Genomic DNA, 26,421 nt, shown 5'->3' on the forward strand with positions numbered 1-26,421 from the left:
AGCGGCAATAAGACTACCGTTATTGACACGTATGATGAGAAGTGACAATAAGACTACCGTTATTGACACGTTTGATAAGAAGTGACAATAAGGCTACTGTTATTGACACGTTTGATGAGAAATGACAATAAGACTACCGTTATTGACACGTTTGATGAGAAGTGACAATAAGGCTACTGTTATTGACACGTTTGATGAGAAGTGACAATAAGGCTACTGTTATTGACACGTTTGATGAGAAGTGACAATAAGACCATCCAAGCATCAACAATCTGCAAAAAAGCCACGCTGTTCATCGTCTAACAGCGTGGCTTTATATGTGTATTTATGATTTTGAAATTTCAATAACGGTATCAATCAATACTTGAATACCTTTTTCTATTTGTTGTGGTTCTGTTCTTTCTAATGGTGAGTGACTAATACCATCTCTACATGGCACGAAAATCATAGCTGTTGGACATATTTTTGCAAGGTTCATTGCATCATGACCAGCACCGCTAAACATATAGCGATAACTTATATTTAAGTCTTGTGCTACATTTTCTATTTCTTTAGCAATTTGATGATCTAATGTCACAGGGCTATCGTGACCTAAATCTTCAAGTGTATATTCAATACCACGTGCATTTGTTACATCTTCTATGCTTGTTTTGATTTTTTGTACTACTTCATTTCTTGGCTCGATTGATTTTCCTCGAACATCTATAAGCAATGTTACATCACCGGGTATAGCGTTCATGGAATTTGGATGTACTTTTGTATAGCCGACTGTTGTGACGATGCCTTCTTTATGAAATTGATTACCAATTTTCTCTATATTTAATATGATTTCTGAAGCTGTTGTTAAAGCATCTTTTCTCATTGGCATCGGTGTAGAACCAGAATGACTTGTTACACCTTTTAGTTTTAATTTAAATCTGTGAGGTGCGGCGATATGTGTGACAATACCTATATCTTTCTCTTTATTTTGTAGAATGGGTCCTTGCTCGATGTGTAATTCTAAAAATGCTTTCATATCTGAATTCTTTCTAGGAACTACTGTTGTACTGACATCTTGTTTGAGTGATTGAACGACATTTAATAATGTTTCATCGTTGTTATCTTTAATTTGTTCCATTTGTGACTTTGTTAGAAATCCACAAAAATATTTACTACCGAGTGTTGCCTGGTTAAATCGCGTTGACTCTTCAACTGTGAAAGCAACAATTTCTATTGGATGATCAGTTTCAATATTATAGTCGTTTAAATGTCTAACAACCTCTAATGCTGCAACAACACCAAGTAGTCCATCGTATTCACCACCTTCAATGACTGTATCTATATGAGAACCGATTACGACTGCTGGCAAGTCATTATATTTACCGCTTCGTCGTGCAATTACATTTCCCATAAAATCAAAATAAACATTCATACCTTCTTGTTGGCATAACATTGAAAACTTGAGCGCAGATAATCTTTCTTGATGTGTAAAAGCAATTCGGTTTATACCGCCTGTATCATCATTGCGACCATATTGATTAAATGTTTCTAAAGTAGATAAAACTCTTTTAATATTCATTTCGAACCTCACTTTATATTTTTCAAAAATTCAACAGCTTTTTCATAAATTGATTCAGTATAAGATGTAGGGGTACGGTCAAAATCATGTTCCTCAGTTTGTACGATAACCTTTTCAGTCACTGGTATGTTTTGTTCAACAAAGTTGCTTTCACTACTAGGAACATCTGGGTCGTGTTTACCATGTACAATAAATGTAGGTGGTAATTTTTTTAATTGGTTTGGTTGTAAATTAAATTTTGAATCAGTTGAATGTTCTACACCTAAATATTTAAACCAATTTCCATTACCACGAGCGTATAAATATAAAATATATCGTTCTTGTATTGGAATTGATGTAATAGGTTTAGAATGTATCATACTGTTGATTAAATCAGGCGTAATACTTTCGGTTAATTTTTTATATTGAGCATGAGATCTTAAAAATTGGGGTACGTGAATACGAGCATAGCCATAAAAATCAATAATACCTGCAGTTTCTTTGTGAGCTGCAACTTGAAATGCCAAGTAACCTCCAGCTGAACGTCCAAAAACGTAAATTGGCAAATCTTTATAGTAATTATGCGCGAAATCATAAGCCTCAAAAGCATCCTGGATAATACAATTTAAATCCACTTCAGGTGCTAAACGATAGTCCGCAATAATAATATTGAAACTTTGATTTAAAATGTTTAAATATTCTTTAGGTAAGTCATCAGGTTCTCCGGATAAAAAACCACCGCCATGATAATAAACGATACTACCTAAAGCTTTTGAATCTTTTGATGACAATATTTTCATGTTTAATAAAAAGCCGTCTTGAGCCTTCACTGTCTCTATTATATGAGACATATTTAATCACTTCCTTAAAAATGTATATTTCTCTAACTATATTATCTCAAGTAAAGAGAAAATAGTATTTGTTGATTATGCATAAAAAGCTATTAGTTTCTTGTGTGAAATGTAGATGAACTGACAAAAAATAAATCTTATAATGAAAGAGAACGAACAAAGGAGTTGTGTTGTATGGATATAAAATCGTCTTTTGAAGCATTAGACAAGCAATTCACCAGTTTTGGTGGATTAGAACAAGGCGGCATTACGCGCTTGCTTTATTCAAAAGAATGGAAAGAAGCGGTAACACAATTAGAAACAGCATTTAAAGAAATTGGATTAGATGCACAATTTGATGATGTTGGGAATTTAACTGGTAGACTGCAAGGCACTAAATATCCTAACGAAGTTATCGTATCAGGGTCACACATTGACACAGTGGCAGAAGGTGGACATTTAGATGGGCAATTCGGAATATTGTCAGCATTAGTTGCCATCCAATCTTTAAAAGAAGAATTTGGTGCACCACTGCGATCATTAGAGGTTTTATCTTTAGCTGAAGAAGAAGGCAGTCGTTTCCCTTATGCTTTCTGGGGAAGTAAGAACTTCTTTAATTTAGCTGACAATGCAGATGTTAAAGATATTGAAGATGCAGAGGGTATAAAATTTGTCGATGCTATGCGTGATGCAGGATTTGGTTTTAGACAAAACGATACAGTCAGAGATGACATCAAGGCTTTTGTTGAAATGCATATTGAACAAGGAAAAGTTCTTGAAGCTGAAGGCAAATCAATTGGAGTTGTAAATGGTATTGTTGGTCAAAAACGTTATACAGTTAACCTAAAAGGTGAAGCAAACCATGCTGGAACGACTCCGATGGGATTAAGAAAAGATACGGTAGTTGCTTTTAGTAAAATTGCAACTCAATTAACGGAAAAAGCAGTATCAATAGGGGATCCGTTAGTTTTAACATTTGGCCATGTTACGCCAGTTCCAAACACTGTAAATGTAGTGCCTGGTGAAGTAACATTCTCAATTGATTGCAGACATATTGACCAAGAAGCATTGGATCAATTTGCAAATGAAATTGAAACAACTATTCAAACTATTTGTGATGAAGATGGTATAACATGTGATATCGATCGTTGGATGGATGAAGAACCAACATTAATGGATGAATCAATTGTTAAAGTCATTGAGTCATCAGCTCAGAAAAAAGTTGGCGATCAATATAAAGTTATGCCATCAGGAGCTGGTCACGATTCACAAATATTTGCGAAATATGTACCAACAGCAATGTTATTTGTTCCATCTATTGATGGTATTAGTCATAACGTCAAAGAAGAAACAAATATCGAAGATCTTGTTAAAGGAATCGAAGTATTAAAAGAAACACTTTATGAATTAGCTTATAAAGAATAAAAATATAAAAATAAAGGAGCATTTTATAATGGGATATTTAAATCATAATCAAGGATACAGAGAAGGTTTATTAGAGACACGTTCAGTAATTAAGAAAGACAATTATGCGGTAATTACGCCAGACGGTTTAGTAAATAACGTTGTACCTGGCTTTGAAGATTGCGATATTACAATTTTAGGTTCACCAAGATTAGGTGCACGTTTCGTTGACTACTTAGTTACATTGAAGAATCAAGGCGGAAATAAAGAAGGCTTTGGTGGAAATGGTGTTCAAACATTTATCTATGTTGTTTACGGAAAAATTAATGCTTATGCAGATGGCAAACAATATCAATTAAATGAAGGCGGCTATTTATATGTACCACCTCACTTAGAACTTACATTTGAAAACAATAACAATGGCGAAGACAGCCGTGTATTCTTATACAAAAAACGTTACCAACCAATCGAAGGCCATACACCAGAAGTTGTTACAGATAACGTAAATGATTTAAAACAAGAAGCGTATGAAGGTATGGAAGAAGTACTTGTTCAAGACTTACTACCTAAAGAAATTGCATACGACATGAACATTCATATCTTGTCATTCAAACCTGGCGCTTCTCACGGTTACATTGAGACACACGTACAAGAACATGGTGCTTATGTATTAAGTGGTAGAGGTATGTATAACCTAGACAATGACTGGTTACCAGTTGATAAAGGCGACTATATCTTCATGGGTGCATATTCACCACAAGCTACTTATGCTGTAGGTTTAGATGAGCCATTCGCTTATATTTATTCTAAAGATGCAAATAGAGACATCGAAATATAAAGGAGATAATCGGCAATGACGGAAGAGGCTTTAGTATATGTTGAACGTAATAAATTACGTCAACTTATGAAAGATAAATTAATAAAAGCAGGCTTACCAGAAACTCAAGCTGACAAATCCGCGGATCTATTAATATTTGCTGATGAAAGAGGTGTGCATTCTCACGGAACCGTGAGAATGCAATATTATTCAGAACGTATTACAAAAGGCGGATACAAATTATCACCAGATTTAAATTTTGAACAAACAGGTCCTGCTTCTGGTATTTATCATGGCGACAACGCTTTAGGGCATTATGTTGCATATGAAGCAATGGAAGAAGCAGTGAAATTAGCAAAAACATCAGGTATTGGTATCGTTGGTGTTAAAGAAATGGGTCACAGTGGTGCAATTGGTTATTTTGCTAAACAAGCAGCTGAACAAGGTATGGTTGCTTTAACTGTATGTCAATCAGATCCGATGGTAGTACCTTTTGGTGGAACTGAACCGTATTTTGGTACAAATCCAATAGCGTTTAGCGCACCAAGAAAAGATGCTTCACCAATATTATTTGATATGGCAACAACTGTTCAAGCTTGGGGCAAAATATTAGATGCACGTAGTAAACATAAATCTATTCCTGATACTTGGGCTGTAGATGACAAAGGTGAACCAACAACTGACCCACATGAAGTAAGCGCTTTATTACCAGTAGCTGGTCCAAAAGGTTACGGACTAATGATGATGGTTGATATTTTATCAGGTAGTTTATTAGGATTACCGTTTGGTAAACATGTTACTTCAATGTATAAAGACTTAACAGAATATCGTAGATTAGGTCAGTTACACATTGTTATTAATCCTGCTTATTTTGGTGACGAAGAAAGATTTTTAGAACAGATTTCACAAATGGTGGAAGAGTTACATGCAGTACCGCCAGCAAAAGGATATGACAAAGTTTATTATCCAGGTGAAATTCAAGAAGATGTTATTAAAAAATACCAAGAAACTGGTATTCCAGTAGCAGAAGAAATATACGAATATTTAATTTCAGATCGCGTTTATTAATCCAAAGGAGAAGAGGTGGCGTTATGCGTCTTTCAAAACAAGAACTATTCAATCTTATGAAACAAAAATTAATTAAAGCTGGTTTAAACGAAGAAGCAGCGTCTGATGTTTCAGATGTTTTAACATTTGCTGACCATCGTGGTATTCATTCACATGGCGCAGTACGTGTTGAATATTATGCAGAAAGAATAGCTAAAGGAGGTATAACGGCTGATCCAGACTATACATTTGAAAAGACTGGACCAGCAACTGCCACATTTGATGGTGATAACGGTCCTGGACATCAAGCTGCAAAGCAAGCTATGGAAGAAGCGATAGAGATGGCTCGAGATAATGGCGTTGCAGTAGTAGGTGTTAAAAATATTTCTCATAGCGGCGCACTAGGCTACTTTGTTGAAATGGCAGCTAAAGAAGACATGGTAGCGATAAGCATGTGTCAATCTGACCCAATGGTAGTACCTTTTGGCGGAACTGAGCCATATTTCGGAACAAATCCAATTGCATTTAGTGCACCATCAAATGATGATCGTATTATTACTTTTGATATGGCAACGACTGTACAAGCTTGGGGGAAAGTATTAGATGCGCGCAGTAAAAACGAATCTATTCCTGATACTTGGGCAGTAAACGACAAAGGTGAGCCAACAACTGATTCAAGAGATGTACATGCTTTAGTACCTGTTGCAGGTCCAAAAGGCTACGGACTTATGATGATGGTTGATATCCTTTCTGGAAGCTTGTTAGGTGTGCCACACGGTATACATGTTTCATCTATGTATCAAGATTTAACTAAAGGAAGAGACTTAGGACAATTACACATTGTTATTAATCCTTCTTATTTTACAGATTTAAATCAATTTAAAAAGCAAATCACGACTATGCTCGATGAACTAAAAGAGCAACCGGCAGCTGAAGGATATGGAGAAATATATTATCCAGGTGAACGCGGCAAATTAAGAAGTGAAAAGTATGACGAAGAAGGCATAGAGATAGTAGACGATATTTATAATTATCTAATATCTGAAGACGTACATTACGATAGATATCACGGCAAAAATAGATTTGCCGAATAATAATTGGAGGAAGAAAATGTTATATACAATTATTAAAGAAAACACATACCAAGATTCAATTGTATTAATGTTATTATCAAATAAATTATCAGCAATTGACGGTGTGAATAAAGTTTCAATAATGATGGGAACACCAGCAAATAAAGATATATTTAAATCATCAGGTTTAGGAACAGAAGAATTAGAAGATGCTAAGCCAAACGATATTGCTATCGTTGTTGATACAGAAGATGAAGAAAAAGTAGAAGAAGTAAGTAAAGCAGTAGATGAAGAATTAAAAGGCAATAGTGAAAAGGAAGAAGCATCAAATAATAAAGAAGCTTCAAATTGGAACCAAGCTTTAGATTTAGCAAATAATCCTAACTTAGCAATGATTTCTATACCTGGTCAGTATGCTGCTATGGAAGCAGATAACGCTTTAAACAATGGCTTACACGTCTTCATGTTTAGTGACAACGTTGCTAAAGAAGACGAAGTAGCGTTGAAACAAAAAGCTAATGAAAAAGGTTTAATGGTTATGGGACCAGACTGTGGTACAGGTATTATTCATAGTGTACCTTTAGCATTTACAAACATCGTGAACGAAGGCGACATTGGTGTTGTAGGAGCATCTGGTACTGGTATCCAAGAAGTTACAACAATTATTGACCGTGAAGGCAAAGGTGTTACAAACGCAATCGGTACAGGTGGCCGTGATTTATCAACAGAAGTTGGTGCGGTTACAATGTTAGATTCAATCAAAGCTTTAAACCAAGATCCTAAAGTAAAAGTGATAACTGTAATTTCTAAGCCCCCAGCTAAAGAAGTAGAAGAAAAAGTATTAAATCTTTTACGTAATATTGAAAAACCAGTTGTAACACTATTCTTAGGTCATAAACCAGAATTTACTGAGAAAAATATTCATCATGCATACACATTAGAAGAAGCAGCTCGTGTTTCTGTACAGTTATCTAACGGCGAAGAACCGAACTTTGCAGCTTCAACACTTAAAGATATTAATGTTGAACTAAAAGATAATCAAACTGGTATTAAAGGTTATTATTCAGGCGGTACTTTAGCTTCTGAAGCAGCAATGTTAGTTAAAGATGCTTTAAACGTTGAAAGTGAAGAAGCTGAAGGATTTACTTTGAAAGCAAATAATCACGAAGTAATCGACTTAGGTGATGATATGTATACTCAAGGTAGACCACACCCAATGATTGATCCTGGGAAACGTATCGAAATGTTAGAAAAATCTGCAGATCAAGAAACAACTGCTGTCATTATGCTTGATAACGTAATTGGATATGGTAGCCATGATGATATGGCAAATGAATTAGCACCAACAATCTCAAGTATTAAATCTAAAGTTCAATCAGAAGGTAGAGATATTGCAATCTTAGCTACTGTAGTTGGTACTGAACATGATCATCAAGGTTATGAACAACAACAAGAAACATTACGTGAAGCTGGTGCAATTATTTGTGATACAAACGATCAAATGGTTCGTACAGCTATTGAATTAGTAGGTGGAAAAGTAGAACAACCTGAATTACAAGTTCAAACATTTGAAGCAACTAAAGTTGATTTAACAGTTGATGAAAAAATTATGAACCTTATCAATATGAAACCAAGTGTTATTAACATAGGACTGAAAAGTTTCTCTGAAGCGGTTGAAAACAGTGGATCAGAAGTTGTTCAATTTAACTGGCGTCCAATAGCAGGTGGAAATGAAAAATTAATGAAAGTCTTACAATTTTTAAATAATTATGAAGGAGAGTCAGTATAATGGGATTTAAAACAATTGATGAAGCCAATCAAGCCGTTATAGATAAAATGGTTGCTGCTGCACCGTTCTTAGTAGATGTAGTCCCAGCAAAAACTAAAATTCCAGAATTAAAAGAGAATGTTCTTTTACATGCAGGGCCTCCAATGACATATGACGATATGACAGATCCAATGCAAGGTGCATGTGTCGGTGCGATTCTTTTTGAAGAATGGGCTGATGACGAAGCAACTGCTAGAAAAATGTTAGAAAATGATGAAATTACATTGATACCATGTCACCACGTAAACGCGGTGGGTCCAATGGGCGGTATTACTTCAATGAACATGCCAGTACTTGTTGTAGAAAACAGAGAAAATGGTAACGAAGCATATTGCCAAATGAACGAAGGTATCGGTGCGGTTATGCGTTTCGGTGCATACAATGAACAAGTTATTAATCGTCTACATTGGATGAAAGATGTACTTGGTCCTGTATTAGGTGAAGCAATTCGTTCACTAGAAGATGGCATGAACGTAAACGTGCTTATCGCAAAAGCTATCGCTATGGGTGACGAATTCCACCAACGTAATATTGCTTCTTCATACGCATTCTTACGTGATATAGCACCAGTTATATCTTCATTAGACCACATTGATAACGAAAAACGTACAGAAGTAATACAGTTCTTATCTGATACAGACCAATTCTTCTTGAACGTTGCTATGGCAACTGGTAAAGCAATGATGGATGCAGCAAGAACTATTCAATCTGGTACAGTAGTTACAGCTATGACACGTAACGGTAATCAATTCGGTATCCGTATCGCTGGTATGGGAGACGAATGGTTCACTGGGCCAGTAAACACACCACAAGGACTGTATTTCACTGGTTACTCAGCAGACGATGCAAACCCAGATATGGGAGACTCTGCAATTACAGAAACAATAGGTGTAGGAGGCATGGCAATGATTGCTGCTCCTGCAGTGACACGCTTTGTAGGCACAGGCGGCTTTGATGATGCATTACAAACAAGTAATGAAATGACAGAAATCACTATTGGTGAAAATCCTAACTTTGCTATTCCAACTTGGAATTTCAAAGGGGCTGTATTAGGAATTGATGCTAGAAAAGTAGTAGAAACAGGCATTACTCCAGTTATTAATACTGGTATTGCACATAAAGTAGCAGGCTTTGGACAAATTGGAGCGGGTACTGTACATCCTCCAATCGAATGTTTCGAAAAAGCAATTACAGCTTATGCTGAGAAATTAGGATTCTAAGATGATTTTAAATGCAAGTGCGACAGGTAGTGTCGCACTTGATTTATTAAGAAAGCATGATGCTTTTTATGTGCACAGTATATTTAAAAAAGGCTTTAATATCATAACGAATCAACAAGATTTAATATTCATAGGTACTGACGAAAATGGTCGGTTCCCTTTCGGTATACTTGTCGATTCATATACGAGAGAACAGCTCATTTCTGAAATTGAGATTGGGGCACAACTGAAAGTTCAACATCATACCTTAAACATTAATCATTTAAAGTTAAACTGGAAAGTTGATGTGCTCGATTTAGAACAAGATTTTGATCAATGTAATGTACCGTTATTAAAAGAACAATTGGATAAATTTTCTTTTGCAGATTATGAAGAATCAGAATTTACAAGTTCAAAAATAGATGAATTTTTAGTAGCACTGAGCTCGAAAGAAGTAGATATTGAACCTTATTTAAGATATTACATTGGTAGAGGACAAGGTCTGACGCCAACAGGTGATGATATTATAACTGGAATACTTTATGCAAATAAATTAACACCATTTATAGAGACATCAAATTTATTAAAATTAAAACAATTATTGAATGAACATCTTACAACAGTCGTTAGTGAAGCCTTTTTAAATTGTGCTTTAGACGGGTTGTTTAGTTCGAAAATTACAAAGCTTCAACATGAAGCATCGGAAAAAGCGATAAAAGAATTAATATCAGTTGGTTCATCCTCAGGAATGGATACACTTTATGGTATTTCTCTAGCTTTACATAAGGAGTGGAATTAATGGGTAAAAGAGTCGTGCTTGCTTTAGGTGGAAATGCTATTTTACAACCTAAACAAGAAGCAACATATGACAATCAATACAACAATGTCATAACAGCTACAGAGAAAATGATAGAAATAAGAAAAGCAGGCCATGAAATTGTTGTGACACATGGTAACGGACCTCAAGTAGGAAATATTATTGCTCAAAATGAGTATGCTAAAGATAACGTTCCAGCATTACCAATAGACGTTTGTAGTGCAGAATCACAAGGTATGATTGGTTATATGATGGAAATGGCATTGAAAAATCATTTGAATAAAGATAAAATTAATGCAAACGTTAGTACATTATTAACTATGGTAGAAGTGGATAAAGATGACAAAGCGTTCAGCAACCCATCTAAACCAATAGGCGTATTCTTTGATGAAGATACAGCAAAAAGCCTAGAACAAGATAAAGGCTTCACAATGGGAGAAGATGCAGGTAGAGGTTACCGCAGATTAGTACCTTCTCCAGAACCACTTGTTATTCATGGCGTTGAAGAAATTAAAAGTTTACTAAGTAAATCAATTATTATTTCTTCAGGCGGTGGCGGTATCCCTGTATATCGTAATGAAGAAGGAAATCTTGAAGGTGTAGAAGCTGTAATCGATAAAGATAGATCAGGCTTAAAACTTTCTGAACAAGTAGAAGCAGACGTGTTCATGATGTTAACAGATGTACCAAATGTTTATATTAATTATGGTAAAGAGAATGAGAAGAAATTAGAACAAATTTCAGTTGAAGAAGCTGAACAATATGTGAGCGAAGGACAATTCCCAGCAGGTAGTATGTTACCTAAGATTGAAGCTGCTATTGAATTTGCTAAGACAGGTAATGAAGCTATTATTTGTTCATTAGGCGAAGCAGTAGATGCTTTAGAAGGCAAAGCTGGCACACGCATTGTAAAATAATCAGCTACTGTCAATATTATGAAAGAGTCTGAGACAATTATTTATGTCTTAGACTCTAAAAATTTTATATGGAGGTGAGGATTTGGAAGAACAAATGAAAAAATATCATTTTAAAGATATTTGGATTGTTTTATTAGGTATGATATTTGTAGCTTCAACGTTAAGGGCACCATTAACTTCTGTTGGTCCGGTTGTTGACTCAATTAAATCTACATTAGAAATCAATAATAGTTTGGCTGGATTTTTAACAACAATACCTTTACTTATATTCGGGATTGTATCTCCGTTAGTATCGAAAGTTGTTACTAAGTTAACGATGTCAGGTGCAATTGTTTATGCACTAATTTTATTAATGGTTGGTTTATTCTTACGTGTATCTGGCGGTATTAATTTATTTATTTTCGGTACAATCTTAATTGGTGTGGCTATCGCATTCGGAAACGTTTGTCTACCTAGTTATGTGAAATGGAAATTCCCATTACAAATAGGTTTATTCACCGGTATTTATAGTGCGACGATGAACTTTACTGCTGGTCTGGGTGGTGGACTAAGTTATCCCTTATCCCAAATCTCACCATTAGGATTCCGTTTGTCATTAGCGTTTTGGATTATATTAGCAGTATTAGCGCTTATATTATGGATGCCTCAAGTTAAAGGTGGAAAAGCCGAGGAAATTAAAGCTACTAAAGAAATGCAAGCTAAAGCACAAGGACCTAAACCTAAAATGGTAACTTCTAAGTTAGCATGGGTTGTTGCGTTAACAATGGGCTTTCAATCTATGGTGTTTTATACAGTAGTTGCATGGGTTCCTTCCATCCTAATAGATAAAGGACTATCACCAACTACAGCTGGATATTTCCTTATGTTGAACCAATTTTCACAAGTACCTATGACATTTCTATTTCCAATAATTGCTTCTAAAATGAAAAATCAAAAAATACTCGTAACAATTATAACGGTGCTATTCTTAGTTGGCTTCAGTTTACTATTTAGCCAATCAATTGTTTTACTAGCAATTAGTATGGTTATAGCGGGTCTAGGAATGGGTGCATGTTTCAGTATATGTATGACATTCTTCTCAATAAGAGCAAGAACAAGTGCAGGTAGCATGTCATTGTCTGGATTCGGACAATCTATCGGATACTTTATTGCAGCAATTGGACCGTTCTTCGTTGGATATTTACATGATTACTTCGGCGGTTGGGACGTAGGTATAATCGCATTACTTGTTATATCTGTTTTAACGTTTATATTTGCTATACAAGCAGCACAAGATGTATATGTAGAAGATCAATAAAAGTTATAAAATAATACTCCTAATCCGATTTAACGGATTAGGAGTATTTGTTTATATTTAGGGATTGTAATAGTTTTTTGTTGTACTTGGATTAATGAGATAGAAAATCCAATAATGTAGTGAACCCTAAAAGTTGGACTTTTTTATAATATATTTACTTTGAAATTTTCCCTGTATTCTACAGGTGACATTCCATTTAATTTCGTCTTGATACGATCATGATTGTAATACTTAATATATTGAATTATATCTTTTTTTAAAACATCGTAACTATCATATTTCATACCGTAAAACATTTCTTGTTTGAGTAATCCAAAGAAATTTTCCATTGGCGCATTGTCTAAACAGTTTCCCTTACGGGACATACTTTGGAATATATTATTTTCCTTTAAAGTAGAAACCCAGGAATTATGTTGATAATGCCACCCTTGGTCTGTATGAATAGTAGTTCGATAGCTCAAATTTTTTAGTTTATCAATGCAAGTAATTAACGATTCCATGGCGAAAGACAATTGAGGCGATTTACTTATCGAAAATGAAATAACTTCACCAGAATATATATCAAGAATAGTTGAAAGATAGAGCTTTACATTTGAGCCTTTTATATTGAATTGTGTAACATCTGACACTAATTTTTGTAATGGGCGATCGGTTTTAAATCTACGATTTAACATATTCTTAGCTACTTTTCCAATTTGTCCTTTATATGTTTTTAAAGAGCGTGAGCGACGTGTAAATTTTGTACATAATAAATTATTCTCTCTCATAATTCTAAGTACTTTTTTATGATTAATAATGAAACCTAATTTTTTTAGTGTTAGCGTAACGCGTCTATATCCATATCTCATCTTATTATCATGTACAATTTTTTTAATTAAATTAACTAATTTATTATAAACACCATTTTTAGACTCTAACTTCTTTATCCAATAATGATAGACGCTACGGGCAATTTGAGCCACATCTAATATATCTTTCAGTTTATAATTTGTTTGTGACCTTAATTCATTAATAGCTATCACTTTTTGTTTTTTTGATCCTCTTGAATTAAGGTGTTTAACTTTTTTTCGTACGCCATAAGTATTTCGTATCGCTTATTTTGTTCACGTAAATATTCTAATTCGGCTCTCTCACTATCGTTGAGCTTCTTATTTTCATTTTTTCTATTCATTGGCAGTCTCTCACTTTCACGCATGTTATTTATGCCAAGAATACCACACTTATCAAATTTAGACTGCCACTGACTTATTAAATAATAATTAATTATTTTAAAATGAATCGCTGTTTCTCTATAAGATAATTGATATTTCTTTCTATATCGTAAGATATGAAGTTTTTCTTCGTCAGTATAATACCTAGAAATTTTATTAGGAGATAACCCTGCTTCTCCAAAATATTCAAATTGATAATTCCAGCAAAATAATAATGATCGCCCAATGCCAAATTCACGAGCTATACTAGTAGCACTATTAGTGCCTTCTCTATATCTTTTAACTAGTTTTAATTTAAATTTTAAGCTATATTTTTTATTCATAAAATGAACACCCCTAAAAGTTTATTTTTGGTTCAACTTTTAGGGTGCACTTCATAAAGGTGTGTGTAGTTGGATTATTGTTGTAGTTAATCCAATAAGAGTATGGTTAGTTGGATTATTGAGATAGAAAATCCAATAAAGGTGTGGTTAGTTGGATTATTGTTGTAGAAAATCCAATAAAAGTGTGGTTAGTTGGATTATTGTTGTAGAAAATCCAATAAAGGTATGGTTATTTGGATTATTGTTGTAGAAAATCCAATAAAGGTATGGTTATTTGGATTATTGTTGTAGTTAATCCAATAAAGGTATGGTTATTTGGATTATTGTTGTAGAAAATCCAATAAGAGTGTGGTTACTTGGATTATTGTTGTAGAAAATCCAATAAAGGTGTGTGTAGTTGGATTATTGTTGTAGAAAATCCAATAAAGGTATGGTTATTTGGATTATTGTTGTAGAAAATCCAATAAAGGTATGGTTATTTGGATTATTGTTATAGAAAATCCAATAAAGGTATGGTTATTTGGATTATTGTTGTAGAAAATCCAATAAAGGTATGGTTATTTGGATTATTGTTGTAGTTAATCCAATAAGAGAGTCAAGTCCATATTTATGTGTAATATCTTTAGAAGTAATCAACCTTTGGTTTTTTAGAATGTATTAACAAAATAAATCTGTTTGATTTTTAGCAGATTCATTTTGTTAATCTCTACTTATTTTTCAAAAATAAGTAGTAAGTTTAAGGAATAAAAGGTCTTTTAGCATTATCTAGATTTTCTTGAATATCCATGAGTAATGCACCAATTAATCTAAAAGCTGAGTCTAGGTTAGGGAAAGTCTTAATGACTTTCTCTCTTTTTCTAAGCTGCATATTTATATTTTCAATAGAGTTAGTAGTTCGTATATTCTTATGGTGTTGTGCTGGAAATCTATAAAACTGTGTGGCATCTTCGAAGCCCTGATCTAATATATTTAAAGCTTCTGAATACTTAGGATTATTTTCATACTTAGTTACAAATTCATTTTTACTTTCAAGCGCATGTTGATATGTAGGAGCTTGAAAAATAGATTTAAGTAATGTTCTTGCCTCTTGTGAATTCTTTTTTGGGAATCTTTCAATGATGTTTTTAAGAAGATGAAATGTACAACGTTGCCAAGTTGAATCTATAAATTGTGATTTAATAGACTTAATAAGACCAGAATGTGCATCAGAAATAATGAGCTCAGGAGTTGTGAGGCCACGCATTCTTAAATCTTCAAAGAACTCAGACCAAGCCTGTTCAGATTCTTGATTAGAAATTTTAAAACCAATAATTTCACGTCTTTTAAGTTCATTTACTCCCATAGCTATATAAACGCCTTTAGAAACTATTTTATTATTCTCTCTAACTTTAATATGCATGGCATCAACAAATACATATCTGTACTGATGACTAGTAATAGGTCTACTCGACCACTTTTGAATATCGGGGTCAATATTTTTCATAACTTCTGAAATCGTAGATTTCGAAACAGATTTACCTGCCAGAGCCTCTACAATTTTCGTGATGTTTCTAGTTGAAACGCCATTAATATAAGCTTCTATCATCGCTAAAATCAGTGATTGATCAGAGCGAGAATATTGATCAAAAACTTCAGTTGTAAATTCGCCATCACGCGTTCTAGGTACTTTTAAATGAAGTGTTCCGACTGGAATCATAAAATCACGTTCATAGTAGCCATTTCGTTGTGCAATCCTTTCAGGATGCTTTTGTTTGAAATCAGCGTTCACAAACTGATCTCTTTCCATTTCCATATAAGCATTTAATACAGTTACAGCTATACTTTTCATAGCAGTATTTAAATTACTTTCTAAAATAGCACTTGCCAATTCTTCAAAGTCTACGTTAATATTTAACTGAGTCATATATAGGTCACCTCTACAATATTTTCTTAGTCGATTACATTGTACTAAAGTGAGCTATATTTGGCTCTTTTTTTATTACACAATTATATGGACATATTCAATAAGAGTGTGTGTAGTTGGATTATTGTTGTAGTTAATCCAATAAGAGTATAGTTAGTTGGATTATTGTTGTAGAAAATCCAATAAAGGTATAGTTATTTGGATTATTGTTGTAGAAAATCCAATAAGAGAGCATGTACTTGGATTAATGAAAAAGAAAATCCAATAAGAGTTGAAGAGGGTGAGACACCTTTGTGTCCCACCCATTTTAATCAAAATTATGATTCATAATATTTAACAAGTGTATCTAATGCTTTAACAGGATTTAATCCTTGTACGCCTTGTTGTTGTAAAAATAAAGAGAAAATAGATAAGAATGTAAGTATGTTTTGTTTTTCTACTACATAGCCCATTAAGCCAATTCTCCATATTTTATTTTGTAGCTCGCCAAATGATCCAGCGATTTCTACACCGTAATTTTCTAATAATGATTTTCTAAATTCGTTAGACTCTACACCTTCAGGGATTTCAACGCAAATGACCATTTTCATTTCATGGTTTGCATCTCCATAAATTTTTAATCCAAGTGCTTCTAGTGCGCGTTTTAAACCTTCGTGATGGTAAGCATGACGTTCAGCTCTATTTTCAACGCCTTCTCCTACAGCAATTTTTAAGCCGGCATTTAATGCATAAACCATAGCTGTTGCTTCTGTATGGTGGTTTAAACGTTTAGGACTCCAATAATCTTGAAGTTGTGTTAAATCAAAGTAATTACTTCTTATGAAAACTTCTTTCTCTGTTTCTTCGTTTGTTCTAATACCTTCTTCAACACGTTTTCTAGTATTAATTGCTTCACTAAAACGCTCATTGAAAGTAATTGGTGTGATGCCAGAAGGTATAGATAAGCATTTTTGAGCACCGCCAATAACAGCGTCTAATTCCCATTCGTCAACTGGTATAGTTGTACCTAAGTATGTAGCAACGGCATCCACTACTGAATAAACGCCTCGTTCTTTACAAGCTTTACCAATCTTATCAATAGGTTGCTGACGTCCGGTAGATGTTTCACCGTGAACAATTGCTAATACTTTAGGTTTTACGATATCTAATGCTTTAATAATTTCTTCTTGTGGTAGAACTTCTCCTACAGGACATTCAATAGTATGTACGATACCTCCAGCACGTTGAACTAGCTCTGCGAATAAATGTCCAAACCTACCTATAATTGGAACTAAAACACGATCTCCTGGCTCGACGATACTTGAAATAACAGCTTCTAATCCCGCTCTGCTCGTACCATCAACAGGGAATGACCATGTATTTTCTGTTAAAAATGATTTTCTAATCAGTTCCATTGTTTCATCCATTATAGCTGTAAAGTCCGGATCAAATTGACCAAGTATAGAGTTGCTCATTGCTTGTGAAACACGTGGGTCCACACTTACAGGACCTGGTGTCATAATTAATCTTTTTGCTATTTTTAATTCACTCATATTAAGTTCTCTCCTTTACACTTTTCCTTTTTAATTGTATCAAATTATTAATTCAAGTTCTTTGTATAATTATACAAAAAAGCATATAACTTTTATTAAAAATGACTAAAAATTGTGATTATTCAGTTATTGCATCCGCAAGTAATTTATAAGACTTTTTCTTGTCTTTAAAATTATAAATATTAGTAATAATCATGAATTCATCAGTTTGATAATATGTTTCAAGTTCTTTTAATTTTGCTACGACTGTTTCTGGAGACCCGATAATACAACGTTTCCTATTTTTCTTAATTAAATCCTGTTCTTCATCTGTAAAATCTTCAACGTTGATTTCTTCAGAAGACAATACTTTAGTCCCTCGACCTTTGCTAACATTAATTAACCATTTATCTTGGCTTAGAGCAAGTTCTTCAGCCTCTTCATCAGTTTCAGCACATACTACAAAAATACATACAATACTAGAAGGTGATTGCTGACTAACAGAAGGTTTAAAGTCATTATAATATCGCTCCATTGCTATTTTTCCATACTTAGGATTGATAAAATGACCAAATACAAAGCCAATTCCTAAATTCGCAGCATTTTTTGCACCATTTTCAGTTAATCCTAATAACCACATTGGAGGAGGATTATCGATACGAGGTCCAGCTTTCACAAGTCTGAATTTATGATCTCGAGGAAGTGAATTATATAAGAAACCTTGTAAATCACTAACTTGTCTAGGGAAATCATCAATAGGTTTAATGTGATTATCCGTTAAAGCCTTTTGTGTAGAAGGCGAACCACCAGGTGAATTACCAAATCCAATGTCTATACGATTAGGGAAAAATGCTGATAAAGTCTTAGCATTCTCTGCAATTTTATAAGGGCTGTATTGAGGTAACAAAATACCACCAGAACCAACACGAATTTGATTTGTCGAAGCGGCTATATTTGTCATTAATATCTCTGGTGAAGAACTCGCTAATCCACTCGTATTATGGTGTTCCGCAACCCAATAACGGTGATAACCTAACGACTCTGTCCATTTCGCTAATTCAATAGTCTTCCTTAATGTTTCCTCAGGCGTGTCACCTTTAGAAATGGGTGCCTGATCCAGTACACTGAGTTTCATTCAACCACGCTCCTTTATGAATAAATCTTATTTATAACTTACGTTTGTATTTTAATGAAAGATAGCCTTCCTCTTTAGGGAGTGTGTTCATTGGTTTTTCAAATTGGAATTGAAAACCGTTTGTTTCATAAAAAGGAATCCCCATGTAGTTTTCTTTTAATACTGATACCCATTGCTCTTTTGCACCACGTTCTATTTGATCGCTTGTGATTTTATGTAATAATTTTGTTCCAATACCTTCTCTTTTACGAGTAGGATCTAAATAAAGGACGTACAGTTCAGAACTACTATCATTACGAAAACCTCCACCACCAGCTCCAATAATTTTACCTTTATCTGCTGCTACAAACCAACCATTCCAATAATGATTAATATTTAAAACTTCATTTGTTACACGAACTTTATTATAAAACTCATTAATAATTTGAGTGATATATTTTTGAGGAAGAATGTTTTTGTATGTAGCTTTATAACCTTCAGAACATACGTAAATAATACCTTCAACATCTTCTACTGTCGCTAATCTATAATTCATTCAACCACGCTCCTTTTACTCTTAATTAAAGTATAACTTAAAAATAAATATTGTTATAAAATCTGCTTATGATGTGATGATGCACCTTATGAAAGTTGCAAGTCGAGGTCCACGCACAACTTTATCATTGAGTGAACAAAGTATTAATAAGACATGCTGTAAAAAACTCCCTTCAAAGCCAAGTTTGAAGGGAGTTTTAAATTCAACTAAATATTCGTTTGTGCGCCTGGTCCGACTGGTATTCCTAGTAAGTACCAAATGACAAACATAATTGTCCATAATATGAGAATTGCGATAGAGTATGGCAGCATGACGGATACGACTGTGCCTATTCCATTTTTCTTTCCGTATCTTTCTGCTACTGACACGATGTAAGGGAAGAATGGCATTAGTGGTGAAATGATATTTGTTGATGAGTCTCCAATTCTATATGCTATTTGTGTAACTTCAGGAGAAACGCCTAATTGCATAAACATCGGCACAAATATAGGTGCCATGAGTGCCCATTTTGCAGAGTCTGCAGCGATAAAAATATTTATAATTGTTGTAATTATGATCAATGCTATTAGCGCTGTTAGTCCATTTACATGCATAGCTTTCAGTAATTCAGCACCGTTTACAGAAAGTATTGTTCCAATATGAGAGTATTCAAATAATGCAACAAACTGTGCAGCGAAAAAGATTAAAACAATAAATTCAGACATTGTCATTAAAGACCCACTCATGAGTTCAACTGCATCTTTATCGTTTTTAACTGTTTTGTTAATAACACCGTAAGTTAAACCAGGGATAAGGAATACGAGCATCATCGTAAATATAATACTGTGTATAAATGGTGAATCGATAAAACTTCCATTTTCTCCTCTTAATAATCCATTAGATGGTATAACCATACTACCGATAACAACAATTACGGCAATTAAAGCAATGTTAGCCCATTTAAAAGCTTTAGGATTAATTTCATCAAATTTAGTGTTTTCGGGTTCTTCATATTCTCCTAAACTAGGTTCAACAATTTTATCTGTAATAAACGTTCCAATTCCTACAACAAGAAAAGTAGAAACAAACATAAAGAACCAGTTATCTGTAGCATTTACAATGTAATCAGCATTAAGTATATGTGCAGCTTCTGTCGTCATACCACTTAATATTGGATCGTTTGTACCTAGGAATAGGTTTGCAGAATAACCACCTGCTACACCACTGAATGCAGCAGCGAGTCCCGCTATAGGATGACGTTTGAATGATAAGAAAATCATTGCTCCAAGAGGCACTAATACAACATATCCTACTGAAGCGGCAATGTTAGAAAGTACACCTAATAACACAACAATTGGAGTTATGAATTTACGTGGTGTATGTGCAACGGTCTTTTGAATTAATGCACTTAAATAACCAGTTTTCTCAGCTACACCAACACCGAGCATAGCGACCAAAACAGGGCCGAGTGCTACGAAAGATGTAAAGTTCTCAACGACACTTGTAAATACATGTGAAATACCAGAAGGTGTTAGCAAGCTAATCACTTTTGCAGTTTGGTTTTCTACATTTCCAGTTTCTTGGTTTATACCTTTAAATGATACGGACACATCAAATAAATAAAGTATATGTGAAAGAACAAATAAAATAACGATAAATATTAAAAATATCGTAACTGGGTGTGGGAGTCTATTACCTATATTCTCAATTTTACTTAGGTAGCGGCTCATTTTATTTTGTTGCACGTGTATCCCTTCTTTTTTATGTGATACTAAAATTGTATAGTAATTTGTACTAAATTCAAGAATAACAAATCAAACAAATAAGAATAATAAGGTAATTTAAATTAAAGGTTGAAAAACGTTCGTGTGTTCGAACGTTTTTTATTTTGAGATATTTTGTAATTGAATAAGGTTTGTTAATGAAATTATAAACATAATTATTTGTAAAAAATATACATTTTAGAAAATAAATGTGATATTATATTTTTTAAAGGGGGAATGTAAAAATTTGTTAATTTATTATAATTATTATTTAAATAATAAAGTTTACTAATTATTGTAATTAACAACGATTAATGAAGTTTTAACAATGGAAGGAGAAGATTATTATGAAAAAGAAACCAAATTCAAGAAGGTTAGATTTCATCCCTAATCGATTAAACAAGTATTCAATTAGAAAATTCACAGTAGGTACAGCTTCAATTATCATAGGTTCACTAATCTTTTTAGGACAAGGAAATGAAGCGCAAGCTGAAGAAACTACTACTAGTAGTACAACACACATAACCGATAACGGTAATATAAATAAGGTAACAGCTGAGAAAACTACAGAAAATACAACAAGTGAAGAAGTACCACCAGTTGCGGAACCAGCTGAAAATACATCAAACGATAACGAAATTAATAATGAAACAACGACAACAGAAACACCGGTAACAGATAAAGTAGAAGATAGCGAAGCAACAAGAGAAGAGCCAACAGAAACACCGGTAACAGATAAAGCAGAAGATAGCGAAGAGGCAACAACAGAAGAGCCAACAGAAACACCGGTAATAGATAAAGTAGAAGATAGCGAAGCAACAAGAGAAGAGCCAACAGAAACACCGGTAACAGATAAAGCAGAAGATAGCGAAGAAGCAACAAGAGAAGAGCCAACAGAAACACCGGTAACAGATAAAGTAGAAGATAACGAACAAGCAACAAGAGAAGAGCCAACAGAAACACCGTCAGCAGATAAAGTAGAAGATAGCGAAGAAGCAACAAGAGAAGAGCCATCAGAAACACCGTCAGTAGATAAAGAAGAAGATAGCGAAGCAACAAGAGAAGAGCCGACAGAAACACCGGTAACAGATAAAGTAGAAGACAACACTGAATCAACTAATGAAGAATCAGTTGAAAATACACAAACTGATAAAGAAGAGTCAAATACTAATGATGCTGTAACGAATACAGCAACTGATACAGATGACAAAGAAAGTACAGAGGAAGCAAGTGAGCAACCTTCTGGAACATTAGTAAATGATAAAGTAAACACGACTGAGTTTAATTTTAATTCTCAAGATATCAATCCGAATAATAGTGGGCACACTTCCTTTAATTCAAAATTCCAAGTTGATGGAGAAGTTAAATCTGGAGACTACTTTACGTTTAAATTACCTCAGTATTTAACAGCTGATGGCGATGTAGATTATTCAAATTTAAATAATATTATGAATTTACCAGAACTAAAAAATGCAAATGGTGATGTCATTGCTACAGGAATGTACAACACTACTAATAAAACAGGTACGTATACATTTACTGATTTTATAAATGGTAAGAAGAATATTAATGGTCAATTTGAACTTCCGTTATTTACAGATAGAAAAAATGCTCCTCAATCTGGTGAATATCCCTTAGAGTTTGATGTAGCTGGCGAAACATTTAATGAAGATATAAATATTAATTATGGAAGTCCAGTACAAGGTAATAGAGGTGAAAATGGATCAAATATTACTTCGTTTATAACAGAGATAGACTTACATTCTGGGCAAAATGAATATACTCAATCTATATACGTTAACCCTAAAGGCAATAAACTAAATTATTCTACAGTTAAAATCCAAGGTTATCATGAAAATCCTACGAAAAGTAGTACTTTAATTGATGAAAATAATACATCATTTAAAGTATACGAAGTTCAAGATAATACAAAATTAACAGATAGTTACTATATTAATCCTGAAGATTCAAATTATGTAGATGTAACAAATCAGTTTAGTAACGCAATTACTTATAGAGACAATACAGCGACAATAGATTTCAGTAATACTTCAAAAACTTATGTTGTAGTAGTAGACGGACACTTTGACAATAGTGGCGAAAGTGTAAGAACACGAGTGACTCATAGTAATACAGATTATTATGGAAATCAAAACACATATTATTGGGACAATGAAAATATCGTAAAACAAGGTTCTGGTTCTGGTGATGGCGACGATGATTCAGATTCTGACGCAGATGCAGACTCAGACAGTGATGCCGATGCAGATAGTGACGCAGACTCCGATAGTGACGCAGACTCAGACAGTGATGCAGACTCAGATAGTGATGCGGACTCCGATAGTGATGCAGACTCAGACAGTGATGCAGACTCAGACAGTGATGCGGACTCAGACAGCGATGCAGACTCAGACAGTGATGCCGATGCAGATAGCGACGCGGACTCCGATAGTGACGCAGATTCTGATAGTGACGCAGATTCAGATAGCGACGCAGACTCCGATAGCGACGCAGACTCAGACAGTGACGCGGACTCAGACAGCGACGCAGACTCAGATAGCGACGCAGACTCAGATAGTGATGCGGACTCCGATAGCGACGCAGACTCAGACAGTGATGCCGATGCAGATAGCGACGCAGACTCCGATAGCGACGCAGACTCTGATAGTGACGCGGACTCAAATAGTGACGCGGACTCAGATAGTGACGCGGACTCAGATAGTGATGCGGACTCCGATAGTGACGCAGACTCAGATAGTGATGCCGATTCCGATAGCGACGCGGACTCAGATAGTGATGCGGACTCAGATAGCGATGCCGATGCAGATAGTGATGCAGACTCAGATAGCGACGCGGACTCAGACAGTGATGCAGACTCTGATAGTGACGCCGATTCTGATAATGACGGTGATGTAGATCATGATATAGTTCCAGGGTCTAATATAGATAATGGACCGCATTCTGGATCAAATGTTGGTAAAGTAGCTAGTACTAGTAAAGATGGAAAATCTAATAAGACATTACCAGATACAGGTGAAGAAAATACACAAAATGGTCTATTGTTCGGTGGACTATTTGCTGGTTTAGGCTCATTGCTCTTATTTGGTAGACGTCGTAAAAAAGAAAAGTAAATAGCGTATAAATATGAAAGTATTTTTACTACCAGGCTTTTTAGCCTGGTTCCATTTATTTTCAACTTATTTCAAAAGTCGAGAAATGAGGGAATAAATTGTTTTTAGAAAAGCGAATTGATAAATTATTAGCAACAGTAAATGAAGAAAATCTAGAGTTTGATATTTCGTTTCTATCTTTAGGATTACCAAATATTAAAGCTATAGTTTCAGTTTTGAAAAGAAAAAAATATTTAAAAGATGATATATTAAAAGCATGCGCTCAATTTAAGAAAAAAACGGGTAAAGAACCAGTTTGGATTAAAATGGATATCGTTACGCATACAGAGCAAATTGACTTTAATATACTAGTAAATGATTTGGAAAAGACTCGTAGAAATTACGTAGACTATGGTTTTTCACTTGATGATAGTTGGAGGTATGCATTTTTACCTGAAATCATTAATGCGAATGCTTTTATAAGACCTAATAATAAAGATAAAAAATTATATCTATCTGAAAAAAATATCAATAACTATTTAAGAAAGTATACGAAAAATAACTTGGCATTTAATAAGGCTTACTATAATAATAAAAAAGTGATTAAATTCTATACAATAGGTTTTTATGTTGAAGAAGATCGAATTATTAAGCTAAATGAAAAAGGTTATGAGAAAAATTTAAGAGATGTTGATAATTTTCACGAAGAAATAGATAAATTAATTAAACAAAGTGTGAATTATTTAAAGAATGAAATTCAAAGTAATGGTAAGTATATTTATGGGTATTTTCCTCATTTTGATAAGAAAATTAATTTTTATAATAATTTAAGACATTCTTCTTCTACATATGCATTAATAGAAGGATTATCTTATTTGAATAAAGATATTTCAGTCGCTAAGAAACCTTTAAATTATATTATCGAAAACTATTTATACGAACATGATGGTATCGCTTATGTTTTTGATGATACGAAAGGTATCAATGAAATTAAATTAGGGCAAAATGCAGCATTTATATTAGCGATTTGTGAGTATTTAAGACATCGACCAGATGATTTATTCTATCTAGAAATAGCACAAAAAGTAGCTAAAGGTATTGAAAGTATGATTGATGATAATGATGCAGAAACGATACATGTATTGCATTATCCAACATTAAAAGTAAAAGAAAAGTATCGCATTGTATATTATGATGGGGAAGCTGCCTTTGCTTTATTAAGATTGTACCAAGTTGATGGAGATGAAAATTGGCTCAATCTAGTTAAACATTTATTTGAAAAGTTTATAAAACAGAATTATTGGAAATATCATGATCACTGGTTAAGTTATTGTACAAATGAGTTAGTGAAGTTAAACCATGAAGAAAAGTACTATATATTTGGTATGAAAAATGCTGCTGGTCATTTGGACTATATTAAGCAAAGGGAAACTACATTTCCTACATTTTTAGAAATGCTTGTAGCGACATACAAACTTGTACAATCAGCTAAAAATAGTGGATTTAAACACTTAGTAACAGAGTATATAGACGAAAGAAAATTGATTGATACCATTCATTCAAGAGCAAATTATCAAAGAACTGGATATTTTTATCCAGAAATAGTAATGTATTTTAAAAATCCAGAAAGAATAATGAACACATTCTTTATTAAGCACCATGGCTACAGAGTGCGCATAGATGATGTGGAGCATTATATTTCAGGTTATGTGCAGTATCAAAATGTATTTAAAAATAATAAGATTACTTAATAAAAAATTATTTATACATAAAAACTTCCTCAAAATTTATGAGGAAGTTTTTTAAGTATGTTATATCAGTTTTTTCTTTTGAACTAAATCAATACTATCTATATGATGTTGTACGATTTTTTCACAATAATCTAGGATTTCATCAATCTTACTTAATTGAATATCTTTAAGTATAAGTGCTCTTTCATCAAATGGGTCTCTAGCTTTCTTTAATAGTCCGAAATGTTCAAGTGTTTTTAATGAATTCGTAATTTCTGAAGAGGGCGGATCGAACATAATATCTCTCAATTTTCTAACATAGACTTCTTCCTCATCTATTTCAGATAGATAGAATAAAGTTAAAATGTCCATTCTTTTTAATTTCTTTTCATTATAAATTGTCTTAAGGATATCTTTCTTAAATAGTTCGTAATAAATAATTTGTTTCATTTAAT

At 33.7% G+C, this 26,421-nt stretch carries 21 protein-coding genes; 11 read left to right on the top strand and 10 right to left on the bottom strand.

The window, feature by feature from the left end; genetic code table 11:
- Positions 1-325: 325 nt before the first annotated feature.
- Complete coding sequence (locus tag ACNMOQ_RS02180; RefSeq protein WP_016999000.1) at positions 326-1,558, bottom strand: M20 family metallo-hydrolase; 1,233 nt, start codon at positions 1,556-1,558, stop codon at positions 326-328.
- An 8-nt stretch (positions 1,559-1,566) separates the two neighbouring features.
- Positions 1,567-2,388, bottom strand: coding sequence for an alpha/beta hydrolase (locus ACNMOQ_RS02185; protein WP_416350210.1), 822 nt, complete (start codon positions 2,386-2,388; stop codon positions 1,567-1,569).
- 174 nt (positions 2,389-2,562) lie between these two features.
- On the opposite strand from ACNMOQ_RS02185, the gene allC reads away from it, so the two are divergent.
- From allC to ACNMOQ_RS02230, 9 genes are all read left to right on the top strand, one after another.
- The gene (gene allC / locus ACNMOQ_RS02190; RefSeq protein WP_016999002.1) at positions 2,563-3,792 is read left to right on the top strand and encodes an allantoate deiminase; all 1,230 of its coding nucleotides are present in this window, start codon (positions 2,563-2,565) and stop codon (positions 3,790-3,792) included.
- A 28-nt stretch (positions 3,793-3,820) separates the two neighbouring features.
- Positions 3,821-4,609 carry a (S)-ureidoglycine aminohydrolase gene (allE, locus tag ACNMOQ_RS02195; RefSeq protein WP_016999003.1) on the top strand — a complete coding sequence of 263 codons (789 nt, stop codon included), beginning with the start codon at positions 3,821-3,823 and terminating at the stop codon, positions 4,607-4,609.
- 15 nt (positions 4,610-4,624) lie between these two features.
- A complete protein-coding gene (allD, locus tag ACNMOQ_RS02200) occupies positions 4,625-5,656 on the top strand; it encodes an ureidoglycolate dehydrogenase (protein ID WP_016999004.1) in 1,032 nt (343 codons plus the stop codon).
- A gap of 23 nt (positions 5,657-5,679) precedes the next feature.
- Entirely contained in the window at positions 5,680-6,729 is a 1,050-nt protein-coding gene (gene allD / locus ACNMOQ_RS02205) for an ureidoglycolate dehydrogenase (protein ID WP_016999005.1), read from the top strand.
- A 16-nt stretch (positions 6,730-6,745) separates the two neighbouring features.
- Positions 6,746-8,497 carry an acyl-CoA synthetase FdrA gene (locus ACNMOQ_RS02210; RefSeq protein WP_416350211.1) on the top strand — a complete coding sequence of 584 codons (1,752 nt, stop codon included), beginning with the start codon at positions 6,746-6,748 and terminating at the stop codon, positions 8,495-8,497.
- Positions 8,497-9,756, top strand: coding sequence for a YlbE family protein (locus ACNMOQ_RS02215; RefSeq protein ID WP_016999007.1), 1,260 nt, complete (start codon positions 8,497-8,499; stop codon positions 9,754-9,756). The genes ACNMOQ_RS02210 and ACNMOQ_RS02215 overlap by 1 nt, the downstream gene beginning before the upstream one ends.
- 1 nt (position 9,757) lies before the next feature.
- Positions 9,758-10,534, top strand: coding sequence for an oxamate carbamoyltransferase subunit AllH family protein (locus ACNMOQ_RS02220; protein ID WP_135022228.1), 777 nt, complete (start codon positions 9,758-9,760; stop codon positions 10,532-10,534).
- On the top strand, positions 10,534-11,469 hold the full coding sequence (arcC, locus tag ACNMOQ_RS02225; protein WP_016999009.1) for a carbamate kinase: 936 nt from the start codon (positions 10,534-10,536) through the stop codon (positions 11,467-11,469). The genes ACNMOQ_RS02220 and arcC overlap by 1 nt, the downstream gene beginning before the upstream one ends.
- Positions 11,470-11,551: 82 nt before the next feature.
- Complete coding sequence (locus ACNMOQ_RS02230) at positions 11,552-12,766, top strand: CynX/NimT family MFS transporter (RefSeq protein ID WP_416350212.1); 1,215 nt, start codon at positions 11,552-11,554, stop codon at positions 12,764-12,766.
- A gap of 143 nt (positions 12,767-12,909) precedes the next feature.
- On the opposite strand, the gene ACNMOQ_RS02235 is transcribed toward ACNMOQ_RS02230, so the two are convergent.
- The 7 genes from ACNMOQ_RS02235 to ACNMOQ_RS02265 all read right to left on the bottom strand — a co-directional run bounded on the left by ACNMOQ_RS02235 (position 12,910) and on the right by ACNMOQ_RS02265 (position 21,108).
- On the bottom strand, positions 12,910-13,788 hold the full coding sequence (locus tag ACNMOQ_RS02235; protein WP_082892532.1) for an IS3 family transposase: 879 nt from the start codon (positions 13,786-13,788) through the stop codon (positions 12,910-12,912).
- Positions 13,785-14,300 carry a transposase gene (locus ACNMOQ_RS02240; protein WP_282861942.1) on the bottom strand — a complete coding sequence of 172 codons (516 nt, stop codon included), beginning with the start codon at positions 14,298-14,300 and terminating at the stop codon, positions 13,785-13,787. Before ACNMOQ_RS02240 ends, ACNMOQ_RS02235 begins: the two co-directional genes overlap by 4 nt.
- Before the next feature lie 736 nt (positions 14,301-15,036).
- Complete coding sequence (locus tag ACNMOQ_RS02245) at positions 15,037-16,203, bottom strand: IS256 family transposase (RefSeq protein WP_064205432.1); 1,167 nt, start codon at positions 16,201-16,203, stop codon at positions 15,037-15,039.
- A gap of 317 nt (positions 16,204-16,520) precedes the next feature.
- Positions 16,521-17,735, bottom strand: a complete 1,215-nt coding sequence (locus ACNMOQ_RS02250) for a pyridoxal-phosphate-dependent aminotransferase family protein (RefSeq protein WP_416350213.1) — start codon at positions 17,733-17,735, stop codon at positions 16,521-16,523.
- Positions 17,736-17,853: 118 nt separating this feature from the next.
- Positions 17,854-18,849 (bottom strand): LLM class flavin-dependent oxidoreductase, encoded by a 996-nt coding sequence (locus ACNMOQ_RS02255; protein WP_416350214.1) that lies wholly within the window; start codon positions 18,847-18,849, stop codon positions 17,854-17,856.
- 31 nt (positions 18,850-18,880) lie between these two features.
- Entirely contained in the window at positions 18,881-19,384 is a 504-nt protein-coding gene (locus ACNMOQ_RS02260; RefSeq protein WP_135032202.1) for a GNAT family N-acetyltransferase, read from the bottom strand.
- A gap of 206 nt (positions 19,385-19,590) precedes the next feature.
- The gene (locus ACNMOQ_RS02265; protein ID WP_235855328.1) at positions 19,591-21,108 is read right to left on the bottom strand and encodes an AbgT family transporter; all 1,518 of its coding nucleotides are present in this window, start codon (positions 21,106-21,108) and stop codon (positions 19,591-19,593) included.
- Between the two features lie 365 nt (positions 21,109-21,473).
- Here ACNMOQ_RS02265 and ACNMOQ_RS02270 point away from each other — a divergent pair, with 365 nt between their 5' ends.
- Together ACNMOQ_RS02270 and ACNMOQ_RS02275 are read left to right on the top strand one after the other, a co-directional pair.
- Positions 21,474-24,257, top strand: coding sequence for a fibronectin-binding protein FnbA (locus ACNMOQ_RS02270; protein WP_416350215.1), 2,784 nt, complete (start codon positions 21,474-21,476; stop codon positions 24,255-24,257).
- Positions 24,258-24,355: 98 nt separating this feature from the next.
- A complete protein-coding gene (locus ACNMOQ_RS02275; protein ID WP_416350216.1) occupies positions 24,356-25,987 on the top strand; it encodes a poly(glycerol-phosphate) alpha-glucosyltransferase in 1,632 nt (543 codons plus the stop codon).
- A gap of 60 nt (positions 25,988-26,047) precedes the next feature.
- Here ACNMOQ_RS02275 and ACNMOQ_RS02280 read toward each other — a convergent pair whose 3' ends face one another.
- The gene (locus tag ACNMOQ_RS02280) at positions 26,048-26,416 is read right to left on the bottom strand and encodes a transcriptional regulator, SarA/Rot family (protein ID WP_017000829.1); all 369 of its coding nucleotides are present in this window, start codon (positions 26,414-26,416) and stop codon (positions 26,048-26,050) included.
- Positions 26,417-26,421: the final 5 nt, after the last annotated feature.

Source organism: Mammaliicoccus lentus, assembly GCF_947036595.1.
GTDB lineage: Bacteria > Bacillota > Bacilli > Staphylococcales > Staphylococcaceae > Mammaliicoccus > Mammaliicoccus lentus.

Coding starts and splice junctions, on each gene's coding strand:
- ACNMOQ_RS02185 (WP_416350210.1), bottom strand. CDS start 2,388: ATGTCTCATATAATAGAGACAGTGAAGGCTCAAGACGGCTTTTTATTA.
- allC (WP_016999002.1), top strand. CDS start 2,563: ATGGATATAAAATCGTCTTTTGAAGCATTAGACAAGCAATTCACCAGT.
- ACNMOQ_RS02210 (WP_416350211.1), top strand. CDS start 6,746: ATGTTATATACAATTATTAAAGAAAACACATACCAAGATTCAATTGTA.
- ACNMOQ_RS02220 (WP_135022228.1), top strand. CDS start 9,758: ATGATTTTAAATGCAAGTGCGACAGGTAGTGTCGCACTTGATTTATTA.
- ACNMOQ_RS02215 (WP_016999007.1), top strand. CDS start 8,497: ATGGGATTTAAAACAATTGATGAAGCCAATCAAGCCGTTATAGATAAA.
- ACNMOQ_RS02260 (WP_135032202.1), bottom strand. CDS start 19,384: ATGAATTATAGATTAGCGACAGTAGAAGATGTTGAAGGTATTATTTAC.
- ACNMOQ_RS02180 (WP_016999000.1), bottom strand. CDS start 1,558: ATGAATATTAAAAGAGTTTTATCTACTTTAGAAACATTTAATCAATAT.
- arcC (WP_016999009.1), top strand. CDS start 10,534: ATGGGTAAAAGAGTCGTGCTTGCTTTAGGTGGAAATGCTATTTTACAA.
- allD (WP_016999005.1), top strand. CDS start 5,680: ATGCGTCTTTCAAAACAAGAACTATTCAATCTTATGAAACAAAAATTA.
- ACNMOQ_RS02280 (WP_017000829.1), bottom strand. CDS start 26,416: ATGAAACAAATTATTTATTACGAACTATTTAAGAAAGATATCCTTAAG.
- ACNMOQ_RS02250 (WP_416350213.1), bottom strand. CDS start 17,735: ATGAGTGAATTAAAAATAGCAAAAAGATTAATTATGACACCAGGTCCT.
- ACNMOQ_RS02270 (WP_416350215.1), top strand. CDS start 21,474: ATGAAAAAGAAACCAAATTCAAGAAGGTTAGATTTCATCCCTAATCGA.
- ACNMOQ_RS02255 (WP_416350214.1), bottom strand. CDS start 18,849: ATGAAACTCAGTGTACTGGATCAGGCACCCATTTCTAAAGGTGACACG.
- allD (WP_016999004.1), top strand. CDS start 4,625: ATGACGGAAGAGGCTTTAGTATATGTTGAACGTAATAAATTACGTCAA.
- ACNMOQ_RS02240 (WP_282861942.1), bottom strand. CDS start 14,300: ATGAATAAAAAATATAGCTTAAAATTTAAATTAAAACTAGTTAAAAGA.
- ACNMOQ_RS02245 (WP_064205432.1), bottom strand. CDS start 16,203: ATGACTCAGTTAAATATTAACGTAGACTTTGAAGAATTGGCAAGTGCT.
- allE (WP_016999003.1), top strand. CDS start 3,821: ATGGGATATTTAAATCATAATCAAGGATACAGAGAAGGTTTATTAGAG.